Source organism: Bifidobacterium commune (assembly GCF_900094885.1).
Taxonomy (GTDB): Bacteria; Actinomycetota; Actinomycetes; order Actinomycetales; family Bifidobacteriaceae; genus Bifidobacterium; species Bifidobacterium commune.
Genome location: NZ_FMBL01000003.1, coordinates 262,887 through 285,346 on the forward strand (window position 1 = coordinate 262,887; position 22,460 = coordinate 285,346).

Annotated in this window: 15 protein-coding genes; 9 read left to right on the forward strand and 6 right to left on the reverse strand. The window is 53.9% G+C overall.

Features of this window, described 5'->3' with window-relative positions:
• Nucleotides 1-287: 287 nt before the first annotated feature.
• The 3 genes from GA0061077_RS06420 to GA0061077_RS06430 are packed head-to-tail and all read right to left on the reverse strand — an operon-like array spanning nt 288 to nt 4,704.
• The gene (locus tag GA0061077_RS06420; protein ID WP_091848104.1) at nt 288-1,031 is read right to left on the reverse strand and encodes a hypothetical protein; all 744 of its coding nucleotides are present in this window, start codon (nt 1,029-1,031) and stop codon (nt 288-290) included.
• 4 nt (nt 1,032-1,035) lie between these two features.
• Nucleotides 1,036-2,454: an NUDIX hydrolase gene (locus GA0061077_RS06425; RefSeq protein ID WP_091848105.1), complete on the reverse strand. Its 1,419-nt coding sequence runs from the start codon at nt 2,452-2,454 to the stop codon at nt 1,036-1,038.
• Nucleotides 2,455-2,475: 21 nt separating this feature from the next.
• Nucleotides 2,476-4,704: an RNA degradosome polyphosphate kinase gene (locus tag GA0061077_RS06430; RefSeq protein WP_091848106.1), complete on the reverse strand. Its 2,229-nt coding sequence runs from the start codon at nt 4,702-4,704 to the stop codon at nt 2,476-2,478.
• 274 nt (nt 4,705-4,978) lie between these two features.
• Between GA0061077_RS06430 and GA0061077_RS06435 the strand changes: the two genes are divergently transcribed.
• From GA0061077_RS06435 to GA0061077_RS06445, 3 genes are read left to right on the forward strand one after another with little or no spacing between them, the layout of a single operon-like run.
• On the forward strand, nt 4,979-6,430 hold the full coding sequence (locus GA0061077_RS06435) for a phosphatase PAP2 family protein (RefSeq protein ID WP_234696549.1): 1,452 nt from the start codon (nt 4,979-4,981) through the stop codon (nt 6,428-6,430).
• A 43-nt stretch (nt 6,431-6,473) separates the two neighbouring features.
• Nucleotides 6,474-7,388 (forward strand): lysophospholipid acyltransferase family protein, encoded by a 915-nt coding sequence (locus GA0061077_RS06440; RefSeq protein WP_091848107.1) that lies wholly within the window; start codon nt 6,474-6,476, stop codon nt 7,386-7,388.
• A 22-nt stretch (nt 7,389-7,410) separates the two neighbouring features.
• Nucleotides 7,411-8,409 carry an NAD(P)H-dependent glycerol-3-phosphate dehydrogenase gene (locus GA0061077_RS06445; RefSeq protein WP_091848108.1) on the forward strand — a complete coding sequence of 333 codons (999 nt, stop codon included), beginning with the start codon at nt 7,411-7,413 and terminating at the stop codon, nt 8,407-8,409.
• A 557-nt stretch (nt 8,410-8,966) separates the two neighbouring features.
• Here GA0061077_RS06445 and GA0061077_RS06450 read toward each other — a convergent pair.
• Nucleotides 8,967-11,546 (reverse strand): BspA family leucine-rich repeat surface protein, encoded by a 2,580-nt coding sequence (locus GA0061077_RS06450; RefSeq protein WP_091848109.1) that lies wholly within the window; start codon nt 11,544-11,546, stop codon nt 8,967-8,969.
• A gap of 451 nt (nt 11,547-11,997) precedes the next feature.
• On the opposite strand from GA0061077_RS06450, the gene GA0061077_RS06455 reads away from it, so the two are divergent.
• Complete coding sequence (locus tag GA0061077_RS06455) at nt 11,998-13,194, forward strand: D-alanine--D-alanine ligase family protein (protein WP_091848110.1); 1,197 nt, start codon at nt 11,998-12,000, stop codon at nt 13,192-13,194.
• 115 nt (nt 13,195-13,309) lie between these two features.
• Nucleotides 13,310-14,932 carry a CPBP family intramembrane glutamic endopeptidase gene (locus GA0061077_RS06460; protein WP_091848111.1) on the forward strand — a complete coding sequence of 541 codons (1,623 nt, stop codon included), beginning with the start codon at nt 13,310-13,312 and terminating at the stop codon, nt 14,930-14,932.
• Nucleotides 14,933-14,955: 23 nt separating this feature from the next.
• On the opposite strand, the gene GA0061077_RS06465 is transcribed toward GA0061077_RS06460, so the two are convergent.
• Together GA0061077_RS06465 and GA0061077_RS06470 are read right to left on the reverse strand one after the other, a co-directional pair.
• Nucleotides 14,956-15,708: a mechanosensitive ion channel family protein gene (locus GA0061077_RS06465; RefSeq protein ID WP_091848185.1), complete on the reverse strand. Its 753-nt coding sequence runs from the start codon at nt 15,706-15,708 to the stop codon at nt 14,956-14,958.
• Between the two features lie 75 nt (nt 15,709-15,783).
• Nucleotides 15,784-16,563 (reverse strand): TetR/AcrR family transcriptional regulator, encoded by a 780-nt coding sequence (locus tag GA0061077_RS06470; RefSeq protein WP_143249631.1) that lies wholly within the window; start codon nt 16,561-16,563, stop codon nt 15,784-15,786.
• Between the two features lie 534 nt (nt 16,564-17,097).
• Between GA0061077_RS06470 and rpmB the strand changes: the two genes are divergently transcribed.
• From rpmB to rsmD, 4 genes are all read left to right on the forward strand, one after another.
• Nucleotides 17,098-17,292, forward strand: coding sequence for a 50S ribosomal protein L28 (rpmB, locus tag GA0061077_RS06475; RefSeq protein WP_091848113.1), 195 nt, complete (start codon nt 17,098-17,100; stop codon nt 17,290-17,292).
• A 319-nt stretch (nt 17,293-17,611) separates the two neighbouring features.
• Entirely contained in the window at nt 17,612-19,129 is a 1,518-nt protein-coding gene (locus GA0061077_RS06480; protein ID WP_091848187.1) for an MFS transporter, read from the forward strand.
• 107 nt (nt 19,130-19,236) lie between these two features.
• Entirely contained in the window at nt 19,237-21,816 is a 2,580-nt protein-coding gene (locus tag GA0061077_RS06485; protein WP_091848114.1) for an ATP-dependent DNA helicase RecG, read from the forward strand.
• A 61-nt stretch (nt 21,817-21,877) separates the two neighbouring features.
• Entirely contained in the window at nt 21,878-22,453 is a 576-nt protein-coding gene (gene rsmD / locus GA0061077_RS06490) for a 16S rRNA (guanine(966)-N(2))-methyltransferase RsmD (RefSeq protein WP_091848189.1), read from the forward strand.
• The last annotated feature ends 7 nt before the right edge of the window (nt 22,454-22,460 follow it).

A 22,460-nucleotide genomic window follows, 5' to 3' on the forward strand; every position in this document is an offset into this window, starting at 1 on the left:
CTAGACCTGCGATTTTGTTGCGATCCACTGCCCGGTCTCACGGATTTCGCTTACGGGAAGTGCGCATAAAGAAAGAAAACGCCGAACCGTGAAAGCGCCTGTCGGCGCGAACGCCGCTCGTAGCGGCAAAAAATGAAGCCCGGGGCTTAAGCACGGTCCAGCGCACTTCTAAGTATAAACGGCCATCTTGTCGCTACACGCCCAGCGCATAATACCGAGGTTGATTGGTTGCGCGGATCGTGCAAAACCGTGGCCATGCATGTGTTTTCATGGGTTTGGGTTTGTTGCTATTCCAGTTTCCCTTGGCGCCACAGGCTCGCACCGTGGCGGAAATCGGTAGACGTGGTCATGAGGTTGCCTCCGGTGTGCAATAGCCCGGCAGCGGCGGTACGCGGGTTTCGTGATGCCGCTGCGATGGTGCCGCACTCTTCTCCGGCCTCCGCTTTGCGCGCCTCGGCCGTAAGCGTCTTCGCGCGAATTGCCAGGCCTTTTGCGATGACGTCAACGAATGCGGATGCTCGCTCCAACGCTACGGCAAAATCACCGGTGAATGCCCCGGAAAGTATCGAATCCGCGGTATTCATGATGTCGTCGGCGCTGGGCGGCGTATCGACGCCAGCGATGGCCGAGGCTGCTGTGTCCTCCGGTTCAGCGATGCGATACAGGCCCGCCAGTGAGTGGCGGTTCTTGTGCATCCATGTGCGCAGCAAATAGAGCCTCCAGAGGATGCCCGGCAATGAGTCCGGTTCCGATTTGCTCCACAGTTCGGCGATGATATCGACGCCTTCGTGGTCGACCAGTGTCAAAACACGCTGCACGATTTGCGGATCCTGCGTATGGTGAACGCGATCAAGCAAAGCTTGGGCCGAAGCGTGACTCATTTCGCTGATTTCCTCAGGATCCATGCCCCCGGCCATCTTTTCGGTAAGCGCGGGGTCGAGCTGGGCCGGTCGAGACGGACGTAAAGAACCTGTACTTGCGGGTGCAAAGCCCGGATGGGCGGAATTGACAGAACCGGAACTGTAATGCACTGAATTAGTAGACAACTGGAGCCATCCTCTGAATATCGATGATGCGCGGACCATCCGTGTCGCGAACAATGAACAATGCTACGGCATTGCCCGTGGGCATGTACGGTGACTTCGCGATAAGCTGCTTGGTCAAAGATTTGGAGGCGCACATACTTCGTAAATGTTCAAAGACGCCGCCGATGACGGGTCGGTGCATGCAGACCGCGATGGCACGGCTGTATTGTTTCTGCACGTCGAGCGCTGGGTTGTCTTCTCCGAGCTGATCCGTGGTGGCACTGCTATCGTCCGTCGAAATGGTTGTTGCAGCACCGTTACCGGCACCTGCGGCATCGGTGCTGTGTTTGTTCTTGTCTGGATGGCTTTCGTCCTGGGGATGTTCGAGACGGTCACTGAATTCGGTTACGGCCTTCACGCCGGCCTGTATGCTGTGCCTTGCCGTGGAAGGTTTGTCCTCACCCAAACAGAAATCGTCGATGATTGCCGAAATGCATTGCCATGCCGCTTCCGGATTCTCTGCGAAAGCATCTTCGGTAAGCTCCGGCAGGGGTGTCACTTCAAGCCCTGTATGCCAGGCATACGGTTCGAGCGTTTCCATGCAGCGGATCCACGGTGAGGACGCAAGCTGTTGCGGTGCGAAGCAGCCCAATTCCTGATTGAGGGCGAAGCTTGCAGCCGCGCCTCGCGGGATGATGGGACGATCGGCGTCCTCCCCGTTCCATCGTTTGCGGGCTACCGCCTTGCCATGTCGAACGATGATGAGTTCGTGTGCCATGAGGGCTCCCTCTTGGATGCGATCCACGAACTGATCGAGGATATCGCGGTCAAGAGGGTGAGAAAGCATCTTGCGGGCGTTGGGGATGGTAACCCATTTAACCTCGTCGATTTCGCTCGGTTTTGCGCGTTTGATGGTACCAACGGTATGGCGACGCTGTTGTGCGGCCTCGTCCGAAAGCGGGTGGGCCATCCAATAGGACACATGTTTGGTGTACACCGTATTGGTCTTGGTGTGCTTGGCGTTTTTGCCCTCGGCATTCAGCGGATATTCGACTTCTCCGATGCTTGGGCCCAACGCGACCGGCACGCCAGTCTCTTCTTCCATTTCGCGAATCGCAGCGTGCCGGCTTGATTCATGCTCATCAAGCTTGCCTTTCGGCCAGCTCCAATCGTCATATTTCGGACGATGCACCATGCAGACTTCCAACTGCGTAATGACCGCTCGGAAACGAATCTCAGCTTCGGTCAGTGGTGGTTTGTGCTTTTGGCGCTTCGGTTTGCCGGCGTTGCGTAAAACGTGAGCTTCGGCAAATTTGTTCGCTTTTTCAGCGAGTTCATCCACATTTTTTGTTTTACCCGCGGCGATCCAGCGGTAGGGGATTCCCCCTGCTGCCTGTACAACATGTGCCGGTTTGAGTTCGGAAGTCATCGAGCGTCACGCTTCCCGTGGCTATTTCCGGCTGCGTTGGTGCAGCTTGATCAAGAATTCCTGGCAATCGACCAAAGGCTTCCCATTCTCATCATGCGCATGGCGAATGTAGGAACCATCCGGCTGCATGTGCCACGACAGGGTGGAATCAGCCATTTGAAGATCCACATAGTCGATTAGCGCGTTGATTTCCTCAGTGTCAACGATGCGCACAAGTGCCTCCACACGACGGTCAAGATTGCGATGCATCAAATCGGCCGAACCAATCCAGACTTCTGGTCCGGAAGCGGGACCTTCACCGATCTGCGGGCCCGCCGAGTTGGCGAAGGCGTAGATGCGGCTGTGCTCCAGGAAACGTCCAAGGATGGAATGAACACGAATGTTTTCGCTCAATCCGGGAACTCCCGGCTTGAGTCCGCAGATGCCGCGCACGACGATATCGATTTTCACACCCGACTGGCTGGCACGGTAGAGCGCATCGATGGTTTTTTCGTCCACGATGGAGTTGACCTTGATCTTGATCCATGCCTCGTGACCGTTGCGCGCCGCTTCCTCCTCACGCCTGATGCGCTGGATGATGCCGTTTCTTGCGGTACGAGGTGCGACCAAAAGCCTGTGGAAGCTGGAACGGGGCGCATATCCGGAAAGCTGATTGAACAGGCGTGTCAGATCCTGCCCGACCACTGGATCGCAGGTCAGCAAGCCAAGATCGGTGTACATCCTTGCGGTTTTCGGGTTGTAATTGCCGGTGCCCACGTGGCAATAGCGTCGCAATCCATCGGCTTCCTGACGTACGACAAGCGAGAGCTTGCAGTGCGTTTTCAATCCCACAATGCCGTAGACCACATGCACACCTGCGCGTTCGAGCTTGCGAGCCCACGCGATGTTAGCGTCCTCGTCGAAACGAGCCTTGATCTCGACCAGCGCGAGCACCTGCTTTCCAGCGTGTGCGGCATCCACAAGTGCGTCGATAATCGGCGAGTTGCTGGACGTACGGTAGAGCGTCTGCTTGATGGCAAGCACTTTCGGGTCGGCGGCCGCTTGCTCCAGAAAAGCCTGAACCGATGTTGAGAAGGAGTCGTAAGGGTGATGAAGCAGGATGTCGCGCTCGCGAATCGCAGCAAAAATGTCCTGTGCCCGGCTCGATTCCACTGTGGCGATCTGACGATTCGTGATCGGAATGAACGGCTTGTTCTTTAGGTCCGGTCGATCGATGCCCTGCAATTCGAACATAAACGTCATGTCGAGAGGAGCGGGAAGCCTGTATATCTCATCCTCGCTGACACGTAGACGTTGGGCCAGCAGCTCAGAAAGGAACGGGCTGGTCGCGTTGCTGATCTCCAAACGGATCGGAGGTCCGAAACGTCGACGTAGCAATTCCTTTTCCATAGCGTTCAACAGGTTTTCGGCATCGTCTTCTTCCACATCGATATCCTCGTTACGCGTCACTCGGAAGGAACGCGCCTCCCTGATAATCATGCCGGGGAACAGCGATTCAAGGTGGGCGATGATGAGATTCTCCATGGTAATGAAGCCATAACGCTCCTCATGGTTTTTCTCATCGGTAAGGTCGTCAACGGGTACGAGACGGTTAAGGTTGTCCGGCACCTTGACACGTGCGAAATGAGTCTTGCCGCTATCGGGGTTCTCCACCAAGACGGCGAGATTGAGGGAACCACCGGAAATGTATGGGAAAGGATGGGCCGGGTCAAACGCAAGAGGAGTCAGAACCGGGAAAGCCTGCTGACGATAATATCGTGAAAGTCGTTCCTGCTCGGCGCTGGTGAGGTTTTCCCAGCTCAATAGAACGATATGCTCTTCAGCCAGCTCGGGAAGAATGCGTTTGAGGACCAGTTCAGCATGCTCAGTCTGCAGCTCGTGTGCGGTCTCGCTTATCGAGCGGAGCTGTTGGCGTGGGCTCATGCCCGAGGCCGAGGTGACTGCGATGCCCGTGTCGATACGACGTTTGAGACCGGCGACGCGTACCATAAAGTATTCGTCGAGGTTCGAAGCAAAAATGGCAGCAAAATTGGCACGTTCCAACAACGGAACATCAGGGTCCTCCGCCATCTCGAGCACGCGCCTATTGAATTTGAGCCAGCTCAACTCGCGGTCAAAATAACGGTCTGATGGCAAAGGCTGCTCTTCAGGCAACGGATTGCGTTTCTCTGTCTTCTTGGTTTCGGCGATATGTTCGGCAATCTGACTGCGGAGTAACGCCTTCGAAGGTGCATCAAAAATCTGGGCCATATTCCTACTTTAGGCAGGGGTACGGAGCTAGGGGAGACGCAGGCACAATATTCACCATATTATCGATAAATAATTCTCCTAATTACATTCCGACGGGTCTGAGAGGCATATGACGTCAGCACCGACAAGCATCGACCATGGCTAGGCGAGCCCCCCTCATTCCGTCTGGGTTAGAAGGTTCACGCGGTTGACCGAAATCTTGACTTGTGGATATTTCCGACCAAAGATTCCCGCAAGCTCAAGTTCGTAGTCTACGGCATCTAGACTTGAAACTATGACTGACGATTCCATCGAACATGACGTACCGATTAACAGGTCTTCCGATTCTGCGTCGTACGGGCATACGCAGTCCGACGTTGCATTGCCATCACTTGGGGAAGGGCAGCCATCTGAGTCCGAATGGATGCCAAAGCAAGAGACCAAACAAGGCACAGGCGGCAGCGTGAACGCTGACGTAGCTCCTACTGGCGAGCCTTCCTTCGATGTGTATGATCATGCTGACGACGGAATTGGTAATGCTCCCGATGTCGACTACGCTTCAAATGAATTCGTGCCTGATGCCAACGTACCGGAAACCGTCAATTTCGTTGCATTCGGCAGTGAGAACGGACCTTTTACGACTAACTTGTCGCCTGAAGAGCTTTCCTCGGAATCAACCAGTTTTGGCGCTTTCGCCGATTTCAAAGACATCGGCCCGCTCGAATCCCCTGTTCTGCCCAAAATAGGCACGGATATGGCAGATGACATTCCAAGGGTCTCCGAAAACAGAGCTCCGGATAAAGCCGAGACCGGACTAGCACGGGTTGACCCGCTGACCATCCGCCCCAGGCCGTCAAGCTGTATTCTGGCGTTCATGCTTTCTTTGGCATTCTTTGCGTGCGCAGCTGGAATCTATTGGTTCGGCGTGCACACGATTGACGGTCAAAGCTTTGATGAGATCGTGTGGAATGCCGTCGTCGACGATACTCCCACATGGCTAGACACAGTCTCGCACACCTTAGGCATCCGATGGGTCATACCGGCGATAAGCCTGACGACGGCGGCAATCGCGTTTATGGTGGCCGCGATACGTAAACGCTGGCTGCTCCTTGGACAAATGGCCGTTTTCGGTGTTCTTGTGTATGCCGCCACATGGCTCAAGATGCTTCTGCCTCGCCCAATGCTGATGAACATCTCCTCTTCACCCAACAATACTGCTCCTTCAGGGCATACGCTGTTGGCTGTCGGCTGCGGGCTTGTCTTGCTTGTAGCCGTGCCACGAGTCTGGCGTGCAATAGTGGCCTTGGTTGAGTCCACATATTGCGGGTTTGTGGCCATTTCACTGATTATCTGCCACTGGCACAGACCAAGTGACGTGTTGATGTCATTGCTTATCTGCGGAGGGCTGATGATGCTCGCACTCGTCTTCACCCGTCAATCGGGCATGGACAGCCTCGGCAGCCGCATATCGTCTGCCAGCATACAGATCGTCGGCAGCGTGATGATCACATTCGGCATCATCTCCTGTCTGTACGCAAGCTACATGCTCTGGCAGGTGTATCCAGGCTTGGGAGTAGCTGCCTTGTGGGTCAAAAACGGGGCATATTCAGTCATGGTCACTGCCATCATCGGCGTCAGCTGCCTGACGTTCGGTCTCACTCTTGCCTTGCGCCAGATAACCGCATCGCCGCTTACCAGACTCGGTTTAGTAGGCGCTCCTCCTGCCCCGCCAGAAAAACAACGATAATTAGGACATTCATACTTCGTCGCCCCGAGGCACAATAGAAGACATGACTTCCAAAGGAAAACCTTCGCCACGTTCAGCCGTCAAGCCACTCAGTAACGAGCAAGTTGCGCTTCTTGCCAAATCGCATCACCTCGTTGACCCCACGAAGTATTACCCGACCGGCCCACGAACGCCGAATGCCACCGAAATCGCAGGCCAAAACCCCAAAGCCACCAAGCGACTGCTCGACGGTTGTTCCAATGTTCTTCGCGCACACAGCAGGAACTACGCCTGGGGTCTCGAACATGTTCCCGAAAACGGCCCTTTCATTACCGCCGCCTCCCATGTGACGATGTACGATGTGTTTGTACCGATGAGTGCACTGTTCCACATGGGCCGCAGGCCGCGCTACATGGCCAAAGCCGAAATGATGCGTTGGCCAATCATCGGCAAATGGTTCCAGCTGGTGGGCATGCAGCCCGTGCCTCGACGCAGCGGCAAGGCCGTCGAAATAGAAATGGAATCAATCGACATTCTCACCTCGGGCCGGCCACTCACCGTGTGGCCCGAAGGCACCCTAACACGCGACCCGCTCAAATGGCCCATGAGCATGAAACCCGGGGTGGGCGTCATCGCCTTGGAATCCTCACGACGCCTCGGTTTTCAGGTGCCGCTTTACTGCGCGGTGACATGGGGGGCGGCAAGTATTAACCATTGGTGGCCTTGGCCACGTAAAAACGTGGTGTTGTGTTACGATGCGGCCCTTGATTACAGCGATTTGCTCAAGGACAGCGATTCGTGGGACGAAGAGCCGCCCATAGAGCTGGCGGACGAGCTTGCCGAGCGTATCCGAGAACGCATGGAGACGATCATGTCCGAAATACGCGGGGAGCGACCTCCGTCCGCAGGATATTGGGATTATCCGACGATGAGTCGCAAACCTCGACGTGAACTAACGTCTGCCGACTTTACAAAGTAACGGCATAGCAAAGGAGCAGAATATGAAGGTTACCGTACTCGGAGCAGGTGCCTGGGGAACGGCATTTGGACAGGTACTTGCCGACGCTGGCAATGAGGTGACGATGTGGGCGCGTGAACCCGAAATCGTCACAGGGATTCGCGATCATCACCATAATGCCATGCGACTGCCAAGCGTCAAGCGTCTACCGGAAACCATGACCGCAACGGGAGATCGCGCAGAAGCTGTGAAAGATGCGAAGATTGTTGTAGTCGCTATCGCGGCTCAGCATGCCCGAGAGGCGTTGGAACCGTTCACCGCACTGATTGAAAGTGATGCGATCGTCGTATCACTGATGAAAGGCATCGAACATGAAAGCGGCAAACGCATGGATGAAGTAGTGCGCGAAGCACTCGGCGGCCTTCCGGCAGCAAGGTTTGCCGCAATCTCTGGACCTAACCTCAGCAAAGAAATAGCCGACAGGAAACCGGGAGCGACAGTCGTTGCCTGTGAGGATATCATGGAAGCCAGGGTTGTGGCAAAAGCCTGTACAACACCATATTTTAAGGCATTCGTTACAACCGATGTAGTTGGATTAGAGATGTGCGGTTCTCTTAAGAACGTCATTGCTCTTGCGGTAGGTATGTCCAGAGGGGCCGGTTATGGCGAGAATACGGCAGCGATGATCGAGACACGAGGACTGGCGGAACTCGTGGCATTAGGCAGCGCTTTACATGTCGAAACAAAGACGTTTTTTGGTCTCGCAGGCGTAGGTGATCTTATTGCCACCTGTGGCTCTCCGTTGAGTCGCAATTACGTGTTTGGCGCCAATCTTGGCCGTGGTATGAGCGTCGAAGAGGCGGCTAAAGCCAGTAACGGTGTTGCTGAAGGGGTTCCGACGACGCAAGCGGTCGTAAAATTGGGGGAAAGACTAGGCGTACAAACTCCGTTGTGCAGCGCAATGAATGATGTACTTACAAGGGGTCTGAGTTGTGAGCAGATGCTTGAAGAGTTATTCGCAGGTGACATCACCGAGGAATAATTTCCGGGTGATAAGCCGTAGTGTGTTCGGGCTCGTTGCATGGGTGCGGGTGTCGGGGTTGTTATGAGGATGCCGGGATGCACCGCCTGTTGCGGGACGATGTGAGCCAACAGGACGATCAACGCGGGACGTGCCGCATGGTGGTGCGGGGCCTGCGCTGGGGACGTCTTTGTGTCGACTGGGGTCTTGGAAAACTCGAGCGGACAGGTCTGTCACACCACAGCTAGGAACGACTCCGCCACTTCCTCGGTATGTCTGAACAAATACGGCACAGACGTCGAACGGAATAACCCCACACAGACCACAACCAGAGATACTCCAACACGATCACAGCTAACCTACACGCAATTTCGCGTATAACCCTAAGTGTCTCGGACATATTAAGAGCAATCGGTAACTGCTTTAGCCGTGTAAAAAAGTTTTCCCATGACAAACAAAAAGTTTGTCATGGGAAAACTAATAGTTATTCGCTTGTGCTGTTATTTTCTTGATAGTTGTTCCAGCATCTACTACGCAGGAATCTCACCATTCATCAGAACACACTCATCAGAAGTTTTCTACCTTGCGTGCTCTTGTCGTTTATTTCGCAGGAACCTGACCGCAGCAACCAACATCAAAGCAACAGCGAAGCCGGCTGCAATCATGATGGCAAGCTTCTGAGGCATACCACCAGTAAGCGGCACACTACTGACCCCATTATCGGCTATAGTCTTTTCAATGCTGGTCGTGTAAACAACCTTAATTGGGTCGGAAGGGGTCCCACCTTCACGCCAATGATCCAAAACTGTGACCGTTGCGGTAATCTTGTGTTTTCCGGGAGCAACAGGCTGTCTGCTTGTTGCACTCCAACGTCCAGTATCGATGTTCACCGGTTTCCAGAGGGTGGTCGGCCATTGGTTACCGTCGTTGTCCAAGACCATCATATCCTCATTCTCGAAGTCTCGCTTGAACCCATTCGGCCTGATTCCGTCCATCGTAATCGTGCCGTCTGTATTGATCTTGAAGTTTGCACCGTTCAAATCTGGTAAGAGCGGTGTCCTCCAGACTGGATAGAGGGTAATGTCAGTGTGTCCATTCGTATCAGTGTTTTTATCATTGGTAACCACGCCGTAGTCCCCTTGCGGAACCCTCATGTAGGGGTCAGGCCAAGGCCAGTCGGGTTCTAAGTGCCAGCCCCAAAGTACACCTTTACTGTTCTTCATTCCGCCTGCACTCTCACTCGCCAGCAGAGGCAAAGTAATCTTGCCTTTTTCTAGTTTCCCGTAGACATCGGTTTCTGTATAGACCTCAACTGGTGCAGGCGGGTTGCCAGAAGTACTGCCCCTGTTAGAGTAAGTAACCGTGGTATAAGGCAACGTGGCTTTTGTGATACCCTCATCGCTTGTAACCTTGTTACCAGTATACGGATCAACTCGCGCTTCTGTTGTATGGAGCTCATACTGTGCACCGGGTTTAGGACTAATACTCCCTGCATTTACGCTAGTCCATTTATGTGGATTCTCACTCTCGTTGAAAGTGTAGGTTTGATCGAACTTTGCCTGTTGCGGCGATCCCGTCGTGGACCACACACGTATCTCATCATTGTTCTTAGGACTTTTTGACGCTGAAGATTGCAAATCAACAGTAGGAGTCTTGCGTTGAGGGGCAACTGTATGCACAACCTTTACAGTCGGTTTTTCCAACGTCTCCCAACTAGCTGTGAGCGTTACATTCGGATTTGCAATATTGTCGTCGAAAGTGATCATTCCTTCAGGAACCAGATTCCCTTTGAACTGGTTGGTGCTCGAAACCCATTTCGAGAACAATTTACCCTTAGGATTTTGACGTCCATTCAGACTGGGGACCTTATACGGTTGACCGGTGGTCGCAGTGTCCTTCGTAGGAGGCTGTCCGTTCGCCCACTGGATGGTCAGGTCAATCTTTATTATTGGCTTATCAGACCTATAGATACCGTCACGATCCTTAGCGCTTGCGATAGCAACAAGATCAGAGGTCTTACCCACTTTAGAAAGCACTTTGTAATTATCGTCCATTGAATCGGCCCTAACCCAATCACGATCCTGCGGAACCTCGGCAAAAGCGCTTGCATTAAGATTGGTATAATCGCCCAGCCTCAACATCTTCAGCCCCGATGGCAACATTTGCTCCACACCAACTTGCAAGTCAGCTGGTATGGAGGGATCTCTTTGATGTTTCATAGCTTCAGTGGTATCGAAGTACCACAAATTAAGAACAGTCAGTTTCGGGCATCTTGCGAACATGATGCTCATGTTAGTAGCTTCTCTGGTGTCGAAGTTCTCCACATTTATCGAAGTCAAGTCCTTGCATCCATACACCAGCGCATCCATCCTAGTCACTTTTTTCGTTTTAAAAGTACTCAAATCCAATTTCACGAAACCGGAACCATGGAAGACGCCGTACATTTCCGTAACATTGCTGGTGTCAAACTTAGACACGTCCACTGAGGTCATTTTTGGACAGTCTGCAAACATCTGGGAAATAGTGGTAACTTGGCTCGTATCAAAGTTAGACACGTCCACTGAGGCAAGACTATGGCAGCTTCCAAACATGCTCTCCATACTGGTCGTGCCAGTCGTGTCCCAATTTTTCATTCCATAAATATGCTCCAGAGATACATCCCAGGCAAACAGCGAATACTGCTGTCCTCTAAGATGGAAACCTTGCGTTGCTGTGAAGGTCTTAAGATAGGTGCAATTAGAAAATAGATAATTACCGCGAGACGGCTTTATCGTCAAGTCACCTTCAATTTCAATCGCCGTGATGCTTCGTCTTAGTTGAGAGCTCTTCCACGGGATATTAACATTATCGTTGGTCTGAATGTCTCCGGTGATGGTGCCACCAGAAAGACGCAAAGTGCACACATCATTGCCATCATTAGTAATCCGCCAATATACGCCATTCCACCACACCGCTGTATTCCGATTGGTCGGACACGGTTCCTTGGGCCCATCATTGGCGTCAGCACGCTGCATTGAATCTGTTTCTTTATCAGAAGATTTAGTCGCCACCGCATGTTCCGGCAACTCACTAGCGAACGGCACTGCATACTGCATGCAAAGAGGCATGGCAAGCGCCGTGGCCGCGCATATCGCTGCCTTGGCAAACCTTCTACCCATATTTAATTCCTTTTTCTCTCATCTTAAGAGCGGCACAAGCCTCGTAGGGCAGTGCCCGTTCTTATCCACTCTCACGAAATTATTCTATACTATGCCACGAAATTATCTTATACTATGCCACATAATCATTTTATACTATGCCACATAAAATCTAGCTATGCAAAGACATGCTGATTGAAAAGGCGGAACCGAAATTGTAGGGGATGTTTAGTTGCTAATTGTTTAGATACTATGTTTCGTGTCACACATTTCAAGTGAGTGCCTACCTGTTGACTTTTGAGTCACACGTATACTCACATGCAATCAATGAACCGATTTGGCCTGTAAAAGATGACACCAGTGTTGTCGGTGTGCATCGGCTTTGTGAACGAGTGATTGGGCTGTCGCTGTGTTGCCTTTGCACCGTGTACTCTTGGTTTCAGAAGTGATTTCCAAGGCAAAGTGAGGAAATATGCGTAAGCGGCGCGTGGTGGTTCTGTATGGTGGCAAGGCGGATGAACATTCAATTTCCTGCATTTCTGCCGCCGGAGTGCTCAGGGCGATGGATGCCGAGCGTTTCGAGCCGATTCCCGTTGGAATCACCAAAGCAGGTGAATGGGTGGTAAGCGGCACCAATCCGCGTGATTTCGACCTGACAAACGGCGCGATGCCGACCGTCGATGGGCCAGATGTAGACAATATGGCCAAGCCGGTCGTGCTGGATATGTCGTGCGGCAACAACGGTTTCTATGTGCGGGAAAAGGACGACACGCTCAACCCTTTGGGCTTCGTGGACGTGGTGTTCCCGGTGTTGCACGGACCTTACGGCGAAGACGGTGCGGTGCAGGGCCTGTTGGAGATGATGGGTGTGCCCTACGTGGGGTGCGGCGTATTTTCGTCAGCCGCCTGCATGGACAAGGCATTCACCAAGGCTTTGCTCCTGCAGGCCGGCATCCCCGTTGCGCCTGGAGTCACTGTCGAGACACGCGACTTTGCCGAGTCGGGAACGGTTGGTTCCTCACCGTTCGACAGCCAGACTGAGGCTGTACCTTCGGCGTTCGTGCGGGGTGCGCAGGAAGTCATGAACAATCTTAGGGCTGCCAAATTACGTTATCCGTTGTTCGTCAAGCCCTCGCGCGCGGGTTCAAGTTTCGGTGTGAGCAAGCTGGAACACGACGGTGACGTGGATGAGCTGGCCGCGGCGCTTTTTGAAGCATCCAAGCACGATTGGAAAGTACTTGTGGAACAGGGTATCGAAGGTCGCGAGATCGAGTGCGCTGTATTTTCACCGGCGATTGATCGGGAACCGGTTTCGGCCCTTCCTGGTGAGATTGTGCTCGACCATCGTGCCACGGGCGGCGACCAGTTCTACGATTTCAATAGCAAATACACCGATTCTGAAGCTTCCCATGTCGAGGTGCCGGCAAACCTTCCGGACGATACGCTCAAACGGTTGCAGGAGGTGGCTGTCCGTGCATTCAAGGCCGTAGATGGAGCGGGGCTTTCCCGCGTGGACACGTTCGTCACCTCGAGCGGTGAGATGATGGTCAACGAAATCAACACCATGCCCGGATTCACGCCGATTTCGATGTATCCCAAAGCTTGGGATGCCACGGGTGTGAGCTATAGCGATCTGATTACCAGACTCGTTGAGGGCGCATTACGCTAGACTTGGATTAATTGTTTTCGACGTATCGTGGTCAGTGATGGATTTGGATGGCGGGCATCGTAGTCATATTTTCGGATGAATATGCCACGTCAATAGTGGAAGGAACTCGTGTCGTATGAATGAAAATGAGCGTTCGCAAGAGCAGATGTCTGATCCCGGGGAACCGAGACACGAAGAGGATGCAACAGGCACAGAGCCCTCGCTCGGTCATACGGAAGCTCAGGGGCATCGTGTGCAGCCCGCTTATGGGCAGCCGTATTCCTTGACCCAGCCCCAGCCTTCGACGCAGCCCCAACTTGATGCAGTGCAATACCGGGAGACGAATCAGCAAGCGCTGCAGTCAGCCCAGCAGGTGGGCCAGCAGCCGCAGCCAGTGCAACGGGCGCCCCAGGAGATGCAGCAGCCGCAGCAGGCTGCTGCCCAGCCTTCGGCATATGGGCAGCAACCGAGTCTGCAGACGCCGACGGCACAGCCGCAGTACCTGCAATCGCAACAGGCTCAGCCCCAGTCGACGCAGCAACCTCAGTACATGCAGTCGCAGTATGCACCGTCTCAGCAGCCGCAAGCGCAATACGGACAGCACTATGTGCAGTCCCAGCCGTCACCGCAAGTCCAGGCTCAATACACCCAGACTCAGTACGTTCAGCAGACGCAAGCACAACCACGGCCTCAGTACATGCAGCCGGCGCAGCAACCAGCTGCTTCCGCCTCGAATGCCGCTTGGTACCACATGGACCCGGCGCGTCAGGCGGCGTTGACAGCCTGGCTCGCAAAGGCGCGGAAGCAGTTCTCCGCCGTTGGTTTTGCACTGGTTTTCGTGGTCGGCATCTGGTATTTTTTGACGACACTCATCAGATTGGCCATTTCAGCGTTGGAAGTTTCCAAGAATCTGCCAATGTGGGCTGATCTGATCTTGGGCAACGGTCCGCTCTATGTCGCTGCGATACCCCTTTCGCTGCTGATATTCCGTAAGCTGCCGAAAGTTAAGCGCAAAACGAGCACTATGAGTGTGCGCATGTTCGTGACGGTGATGCTGGCATCGTTCCCAATTTCCATCGTTGGCGGTTTGATCGGCAATCTTCTTTCCGCACTGTTGTCCAACAACCAGGCCCATAACGGCATCGAAGAGCTGGCCAAAGGACTTGACCCGTTCAGTCTCTTCCTGTTCACCGTTATTGTCGCTCCGATTTTTGAGGAATGGCTTTTCCGGCGCCTCCTCATTGATCATGTGCAGCAATATGGTGAAAAAACGGCCATCCTGGTCTCCGCGGTCGCCTTCGGACTGTTCCACGGAAACTTGTTCCAGTTCTTCTACGCGTTTGGTTTCGGCCTACTGCTGGCCTACGTTTATGTACGTACTGGCAAGTTGCGTTACACCATAGCCATGCACATGACGTTCAACTTCCTGAACGGCTTCGTGAGCCAGATGATGTTGCTGCCGATGAGTGATTCCACCTTAAATGCCGTCGAGAACGATATTCCCGCGGACATTTACAAAGTACTCATTTCAGGTCATGGCATGGAACTTGTCCCGTGCTTGATTTTTGCGTTGTTCAAATGGGTTTGCTTCATTGCCGGGATCGTTTTGATAATCGGCAACCGCAAGAAGCTTGTGTTCCACACGGCGCCCGAAGAGCTGCCGCAGGGCACACGAGTGAAGACGGTGCTCGGCAATCCCGGTGCCATCATTTACATCGTGCTGAGCATCATGTTGATGATTGCGGCGCTGTTCAATTGATGCTTGGTACCGTCTCCAAGGAATCAGACGATGAAGTCTTCCTTGGAGAGTGCCCGCACCGCACAATCGAGCACACGAGTTTGGTCGATACCGGGGCTGGCGAATAACAGCGCTTCTCCCTGCACGCCGTCAACTGAAAAGCCTGTGAAATCAACCTGCGGAGGATTTTTGCGGTCGGTGATATCAGCCGTGGCGGTTTTAAGGGTGCTGATGATGTGTTTGGATGCGCTCTTCACGTCGGTGCCCGATTTCACAGTAAACTCGACCTTGACGCAAGCCTCGTCCTCTTGCGTCAGTCGTTCGAGGGCAGAGGTGTTGAGCACCGAATTGGGGATAATCAGCTGATTGCCGTTGCGTTCTCGAACGACGGTCTGCCGCCATGTAATGTCCTCGACCGTGCCAGTGACGCCTTGAATATTTACCAGATCACCGGGATGGATCACATGTCCAGCCATAAGTCCGAAACCTGAGATGATGTTGGCGATGGTGTCTTTCAGGCCAAGAGAAATGGCAACGCCTCCTACGCCAAGCGCGGTGACGATAGTGGTGGGATTGATACCGAATACCGGTTGTAACACCATAGCCACGGCAACAGTCCAAATGGCAGCCAAGGAAAGGTTGATGAAAATGGACGCATCAGGTATTTCCGAACGTGTCAGTAGCTTTCGCAAGATGCGCGAAACCACTTTTGCACAAACGGAAGCGGCAATAATCACAGCGATAAGAAATGCGATACGATTGCTGTGAACCTTAAGCCATTCCAAAAAAATTTGCATATTGGTAGCGTACTCCTGCGCCCTCACCGCATTATCTGCTAAGAAGGGTTGTTGTCAGTCGTTCAGGTACGCGGATTATTGCGCGCTCAGATCTGTGTTTTCTTCGGGCGCGGTAGGCTGCATGTTCTGCAGACGACTCAAATCTCTGAGGAAGATGTCGACCTCATGCTTGAAATTGTGGTCTGTTCTTTCGGTTTGCGCGATGTTGCGGAGAATCGAATCTTCGCCCTTTTCAAGTGCGCTGCGGAACAGGCGCACCCAGAAACCGGGCATGCTTTCGTCGGAAACGGACATATACAGCGTGCGTGCTACCACGGCGGCATCAAGATTGCTCCATTGCTCCACTGTCGTTTCTTTGGAGAGCGTCGGCCAGATGCCGGCAATGGCGAGCAGGCCGCCCACGGAGAATTCCAACAGAACGTTTTGGTTCACGCTGATGTTGCGATCGAGATGCTGCCAAGAAATAAAACCGTCGCGTAGTGCATCGTGGACAACGAAAATCAGGTATGGTGAACTGTGCTTGCTTACGGTCAGCGCGATGTGGTCAAGGTGGACACGGTTTGCAGGCACGCCGATCAGTTGCAGCATGATGCCGTTCCAAGCTTTGGATGGGTCTACGGTAAATTCAGGCAAAACCCTGTTGATTTCCTCGACGGTATGGCGGATTGCGGTTTCCGCCAAGTTGTCCAGCTTGCAGTAGTGATAATAGAACGAGTTCCGGTTGACGTTCGCAATGTTGACGATGTCGGTGACTGTAATTTTGGTGTAATCACGTTCTTCGAGCAAGCTCCAGAACGCATTTTCCATGCGTGTTGTTGCCGGCAACTGGTTCGAGTCGTGTCGGGGTCTGGACATAACGATGCCTCCTAATGGTAAAAAAGATTCCTAAGTGGAGATACCTCTTTTGTACATTATAAAGTGCTAATTAATAATGATTAATAATGATTAATAATGGGTCCGACAAAACGCTTGCTTACGTGTGCCGTTAACGGAATGCATAAGTGTGCAATAAATCGGCAAATGAGCATTTGGTGCTATCTCTCTGCAAATCATGTCTGTATCATCCCGCATAGAAAACCGTAGTCAATTGAATTACATCAGATAGGTTGTTACCAGAATATAGTCAAGCCTAGATAGCGCTGCCGATATTTATCCGCTGAAGAATATCTCTGGTTTGAATTTGATCGGGGAATGACCGGTCGGTGTGTTCGGTTTTTCACCCGGCTGTTACGGATCATTTGCTGCTGCCGCGAATGCAGACGTTTGCCGCTTATCTTGTCTTTTGGTCTGCACTGGTTGTATACTAGAAAAGTTGTGTGCCTCCGTTGTGCGTAAAACGCAGGATGGTGACATCAAGACTTGCAAGTCAAACAGTATAGGGAGTCCATTATGGCAGCTCGTTGCGCAGTGTGCGGCAAGGGACCGCAGTCCGGTTTCACCGTTTCGCATTCACATATTCGCAATAAGCGCACCTTCAGCCCGAACCTCCAGCCAGTTCGCACTACTATCGACGGACAGAACGTGCGCGTTCGCGTGTGCGCCAAGTGCCTCAAGGCCGGCAAGGTTCAGCGCGTGGCCGCGTGAATCGCGAGTAGTAATCTCTAACCTCCGAGTGTCCGTTGACACCGGAGGTTTTTTTTATGCCTTCCGCAGATTCGATCAAGGCCAATTGTGAGTCGATAAGGTGTCGTGTTGTCATTCGTGAGATGTCGGTTGTCCAATGGGGTGCTAATAATGAGCTTTTGCTTGGGAATCAAGGGGTTCCTGTTCATCATAGTGGGCGTTTCTGCGCCACCCTTGCATAATGGAATGCGCTTTACTGCGCGAATATGAATCTTCCGTGCAACCGTAAACGGCGATAAGACGCGGAAACGAATGGGAGAAGAATCACATGGGCACTACCATGTCTCAATCAACTGCGCCCGAAAGCGGCGAAGTGAAAGCAAACGAAAAGGCGGCGGCGACGGCCGGAAGCGCGAAGAACGCATCTGTGCCGCATAATGCGATGAAGGCGCGCGTGAGCGTCAAACACCCGAACCTGACAATGCTGGGACTTTACCTCGGCGCGTTCCTTGGCATGTTGAGTGAAACCGCAATGAACATCGCGCTGCCTGACTTGATGAAAAGCTTCAATATCGGCTCCGGTACCGCCCAATGGATGGTTGTGGGCTACATGCTCGTCATCGGTATCGTGTTGCCGTTTACCAGTCTGATGCTCAAGTGGATTCCGTCCAGGCCCTTGCTGCTGTTTGCGCTGGCGATGTTCTTTATCGGCTCGCTGATTTCCGGCTTTGCACCGGGCAACTCCTTCGCGATATTGCTTCTGGGGCGTATGATCCAGGGCGTCTCTACCGGTTTGGTGCTACCGATGATGTTCTCGGTGATTCTCGAAGTGTTCCCGCTCAACAAGATCGGTGCTGCCATGGGTATGGCCGGACTCGTGGTGATGTTTGCCCCGGCCATCGGACCGACTCTCGCGGGTGCGCTGATTGGTGCGTTCTCTTGGCGCGCTATTTTCTTTTTCTTCGCCGTTATCGCGCTGTTGGCTCTCGTGGCCGCATCGATTTGGATGGTTAACGCCTACACGCTTACCAAACCCACAATTGACCCGTTCTCCTGCATCGCCTCGATTCTGGGCTTTGGTGGCTTCGTTCTTGGTGTCAGTCTCATCAGCGACTTCGGATTCTCGTTGCCGGTTCTCGGAATTATGGTTGTCGGCATTGCGGCCATAGTTTGCTATAGCTATCGTCAGTTGCATATGGGCAACCCGATTATCGACCTGCGTGCCATGGGCATCCGCCAGTTCACTGTCGGTGCACTCATCGTTATGATGAACTTCGGTATCACGCTCGCGACCATGTATCTTATGCCTCAAGAACTGCAGAACGGCCTCGGCGTCAAGGTCGCGCTCACCGGCCTGGTGATGTTGCCCGGTGGTGTGGTCAACGCGCTCGTTTCGATGTTTGCCGGACGCCTCTTCGATATCGTTGGGCCCAATTGGCTCGTGCGCGGCGGTCTGGTGCTGTCGATGATCGGCGTCATTCTGTTGATGCTTGCCAACCCGTCGACGTCCATTGCATATATCATCTGCGCACATGTCATCCTTATGGTGGGTGTGCCGATGACGATGAGCCCGGCCCAATCCTCGGCGCTGGCTTCTCTGCCGCAGCATCTCTCCACCGACGGTTCCACGATTCTCAACACGATGCAGCAGGTTCTTGGCGCTGTCATCACTGCTGTGACCACTATCCTTCTTCAAGCCGGACAAGCCAGTTCACATGCCGACGGCAAGGAGATGGCCTTCGTCACTGGTTCGCGTTGGGGCTTCACCTTTGCGTTGGTCCTTGCGATTGTTGCGTTCCTCGTTTCCTTTGGCTTGAGCAAACGGACGACCGCAGAGGATGTGCCGCATCGTTCATGAGGCGCGACTGTCCTCTTTTTGAACGGCGACCGGCATGCGGCCACTTGATGCTGCATGCCGGTCGCCGTCGTTGTGAAACGTTCGTCCGCCTTGAATAGAATGGAATTATGAGCGATACCGTCACCCTTGAGACCTCGGTCTCCACACTGATTGCGAACAAACGCCGTGTCAGTGCGTTGAAGGGACTTGGCGTGGTGACGGTGGGCGATGCCTTGACCTACTATCCCTTCCGAGTCACCGAGCCTGTTCCATTGCGGGCCATTCGCGAAGCGAAGGTCGGCACGCCGATGGCGTTTGCCGCGGTGGTGCGCTATGTTCGCGTTGTTTCGATGGGGCCAAGACGTGGGTTCCGCTTGGAAGCCGTGGTCGAGGATCAGGCGTTCGCCGCAAGCCGGCAGATGCAAGGAACAAGCTGTAACCTTGTCTTCTTTTCGCACAAAAAGCAATATGTGGACTGGATGAGCGGTCGGCTGCACCAAGGTGCGAATGTCGTTCTCTCCGGTACTCCGACGGCATTCAACGGTCAGTTGCAATTTACCCATCCCGAGGTGCTTACGGTTATGCCGGAAGGTGCGAACGCGTTTAGTCAACCGAGGGATGAGCCGGGCTTCTTGGGTGAGCCCGGTATGGCAGGCACATCTAATGTGCCGGTGCCGGCGAGTGCGGGTGTGTTGTCTGTCGATGATGGTGTCGGTCAAGCCGGTGTGCCACCGTTGCAGAGTGGGGTTTCTGTCGGTCGCGACGGTACCGCGTCGGCACTGCAACAGGATTCCGCCGTCAATGCCCTCAGGTTCGATGCTTCGACTGTTGGGGAGGCGTTGCGGCATGTCTGCAGACCACGTCCGGTCTACCATGCCACTTCGCGTATTTCCACCGAGCATATCCATGAGTCCATCGTCCTCATGCTTGATGCGTTGCAAGGCAATATTCCCGATGTGCTGCCGCAGGATGTGGTCGAGTCCAAGCGTCTTATGCATCGATCTGATGCGTTTGCCGCGATTCACAACCCGCAGTCAACGAAATCGTTTCACGCCGCACTCGCAACGTTGCGTTACGAGGAGGCGTTCGTTTCGCAGATTTCCGTCCTGCAAAAGCGTGAGGCGGCACGGAAGTCTCAAACGTTCGAATGTCGTGATTCCGGCCTGCGTAAAGGGTTTGTCGAATCCCTCCCATTTGATCTGACAAAGGGGCAGCAGGACGTCATTGCTACTATCTGCACGGATATGGGGCAAGCCTATCCAATGCAGCGACTTCTGCAGGGCGAGGTCGGTTCCGGTAAAACCGTCGTGGCCCTTGCGGCGATGCTTGAGGCTGTCGGATCGGGTTATCAGGCTGTTCTGGTGGCTCCCACGCAGGTGCTCGCCGAGCAGCATTTCGAAACGATCAGCAAGATGGTCGGCGATGTCGATGCTCGGGGCGGTAAGACTTCGTCCAAAGACGATTCTTGCTCCATTCCTGTCACTCTGCTGACCGGAGGTATGAAACTTGCCGCACGGCGCAGGGCGCTCGCTACGGCAGCCAGTGGCGAACCTGGCATCATCGTTGCCACGCATGCCGCATTTTCCAAGATGTTCCAAGCTCCGAACCTGGCACTGGCCGTTATTGACGAGCAGCATCGATTTGGTGTCGAGCAACGTGAGGTGCTGCGCGAAAAAAGCGAGAAGACACCACATCTGCTGGTGATGACAGCGACGCCGATTCCTCGCACGGCCGCGATGACTTGGTTCGGTGATCTTGATATCTCGTGGCTTACAGAACTTCCCGGTGGACGAAAGCCGATTCGCACCTTCATCGTTCCCGAAGCTAATGGGAACATGATGGCGCAGATGTTCGCCCATATTCGCCGACGAATTGACGCGGGGGAGCGGGCATATGTTATTTGTCCCAGAATCGACACTGATGAGGCGGATGCGGTCGTAGAGGCAAGTTCTGCGAGCTTGGGGCGGCGTGGCGGCAGTGCGAGAACTTCTGCATCGGCGGCGCAGTCAGCGGACCAGGATCTGGAAAACGGATTCGTTGCGATTGATGATTTCGATGAGGGCAATGGCGACGGTACTTCTGCGGAACCGAAGCTGCCGTTGCATGCCGTTGAGGAAATCGTTCACAGGCTCGCGTCCCTGCCGCAATTCGCGGGTGTCGAATTCGCCACATTAACCGGACGTGACGATGAAGCGACCAAGCGAAAGGTGATGGCTGACTTTGAGTGCGGCAAAACGCCGATACTTGTGGCTACAACGGTTATCGAGGTCGGTGTGGATGTGCCGAAGGCCAGTTGCATCACCATCTTCGATGCCGACCGCTACGGTCTTTCCCAGTTGCACCAGCTACGCGGGCGTGTGGGTCGAGGTGGGACTGATTCTTGGGCGTTCCTTGTTTCGCGCGCTGAACCTGGCAGTATCGCCGAGCAACGTCTGAACGTCATCGAAGGGTCACTTGATGGTGCCGAAATAGCACAGGCCGATTTGGAATTGCGTGGTGCCGGTGATGTGCTGGGCGACGCCCAATCCGGCGGCCAGTCCGGCCTCAAGCTGCTGCGCGTGGTCAAGGACGCCAAGATCATCGCCGAGGCCCGAGAACAAGCAGAATCACTGCTCAAGCGCGACTCGGAACTGTCGGGCGAGGTGCAATTGGCCGGTGCTGTCCTCGACTTCACCCGCGGCGGTGAATCCGAAATCCTCAGCAACTAATGGCCGGATTCGGATTGCCATGTTGCGCACGGTATCGGCGTTGCAGGCTAGAGTAGCAAGCATGCGAGTAATTGCGGGACGATTTAAAGGGTTTGAGTTGGCCAAAGCCAAAACGGGCACCAGGCCGACGACCGATCGGACGAAGGAAGCCATTTTTTCCAAGCTTGAGGCTTGGGGTGTGCTCGATGGCGTTCGCGTGCTCGATTTATTCGCAGGCACTGGAGCCTTGGGAATCGAGGCACTGTCCCGTGGTGCCGATGAACTGGTCGCTGTTGAATCGGCCGGACCGGCGTCGGTGTCGATTAGCCGAACCTTGGATTTGTTGAAACGCAGCCGTTCGTGGGGCTCACGCACAATGAAGGCCCGTGTGATGCACAAGCGTGCCGAGCGTATGGCTTCCGGCTATGAGGGGTCCGCTTTTGGTCTCATCTTTGCCGACCCGCCGTACGCGTTTTCGACCGAGGCGTGCAACAAGTTGATCGCCGATTTGACGTCCTCGGCGATGGTAGACGAGCAAACGGTTATGGTTTTCGAACGTTCCGCCCGATCCGAGTCCTTGACGATGCCTGAAGGTTGGCAGGTGGCCAGCCAACGTCAGTACGGCGAAACCGAGGTCTACTTCATCGATCACGAGTAGACAACGC

What these genes read in the sequence shown, in the direction of transcription:
- rsmD (WP_091848189.1), top strand. Translation starts at nt 21,878, where the DNA reads ATGCGAGTAATTGCGGGACGATTTAAAGGGTTTGAGTTGGCCAAAGCC.
- GA0061077_RS06455 (WP_091848110.1), top strand. Translation starts at nt 11,998, where the DNA reads ATGCGTAAGCGGCGCGTGGTGGTTCTGTATGGTGGCAAGGCGGATGAA.
- GA0061077_RS06460 (WP_091848111.1), top strand. Translation starts at nt 13,310, where the DNA reads ATGAATGAAAATGAGCGTTCGCAAGAGCAGATGTCTGATCCCGGGGAA.
- GA0061077_RS06435 (WP_234696549.1), top strand. Translation starts at nt 4,979, where the DNA reads ATGACTGACGATTCCATCGAACATGACGTACCGATTAACAGGTCTTCC.
- GA0061077_RS06440 (WP_091848107.1), top strand. Translation starts at nt 6,474, where the DNA reads ATGACTTCCAAAGGAAAACCTTCGCCACGTTCAGCCGTCAAGCCACTC.
- GA0061077_RS06450 (WP_091848109.1), bottom strand. Translation starts at nt 11,546, where the DNA reads ATGGGTAGAAGGTTTGCCAAGGCAGCGATATGCGCGGCCACGGCGCTT.
- GA0061077_RS06445 (WP_091848108.1), top strand. Translation starts at nt 7,411, where the DNA reads ATGAAGGTTACCGTACTCGGAGCAGGTGCCTGGGGAACGGCATTTGGA.
- GA0061077_RS06470 (WP_143249631.1), bottom strand. Translation starts at nt 16,563, where the DNA reads ATGTCCAGACCCCGACACGACTCGAACCAGTTGCCGGCAACAACACGC.
- rpmB (WP_091848113.1), top strand. Translation starts at nt 17,098, where the DNA reads ATGGCAGCTCGTTGCGCAGTGTGCGGCAAGGGACCGCAGTCCGGTTTC.
- GA0061077_RS06485 (WP_091848114.1), top strand. Translation starts at nt 19,237, where the DNA reads ATGAGCGATACCGTCACCCTTGAGACCTCGGTCTCCACACTGATTGCG.
- GA0061077_RS06480 (WP_091848187.1), top strand. Translation starts at nt 17,612, where the DNA reads ATGTCTCAATCAACTGCGCCCGAAAGCGGCGAAGTGAAAGCAAACGAA.
- GA0061077_RS06465 (WP_091848185.1), bottom strand. Translation starts at nt 15,708, where the DNA reads ATGCAAATTTTTTTGGAATGGCTTAAGGTTCACAGCAATCGTATCGCA.
- GA0061077_RS06430 (WP_091848106.1), bottom strand. Translation starts at nt 4,704, where the DNA reads ATGGCCCAGATTTTTGATGCACCTTCGAAGGCGTTACTCCGCAGTCAG.
- GA0061077_RS06425 (WP_091848105.1), bottom strand. Translation starts at nt 2,454, where the DNA reads ATGACTTCCGAACTCAAACCGGCACATGTTGTACAGGCAGCAGGGGGA.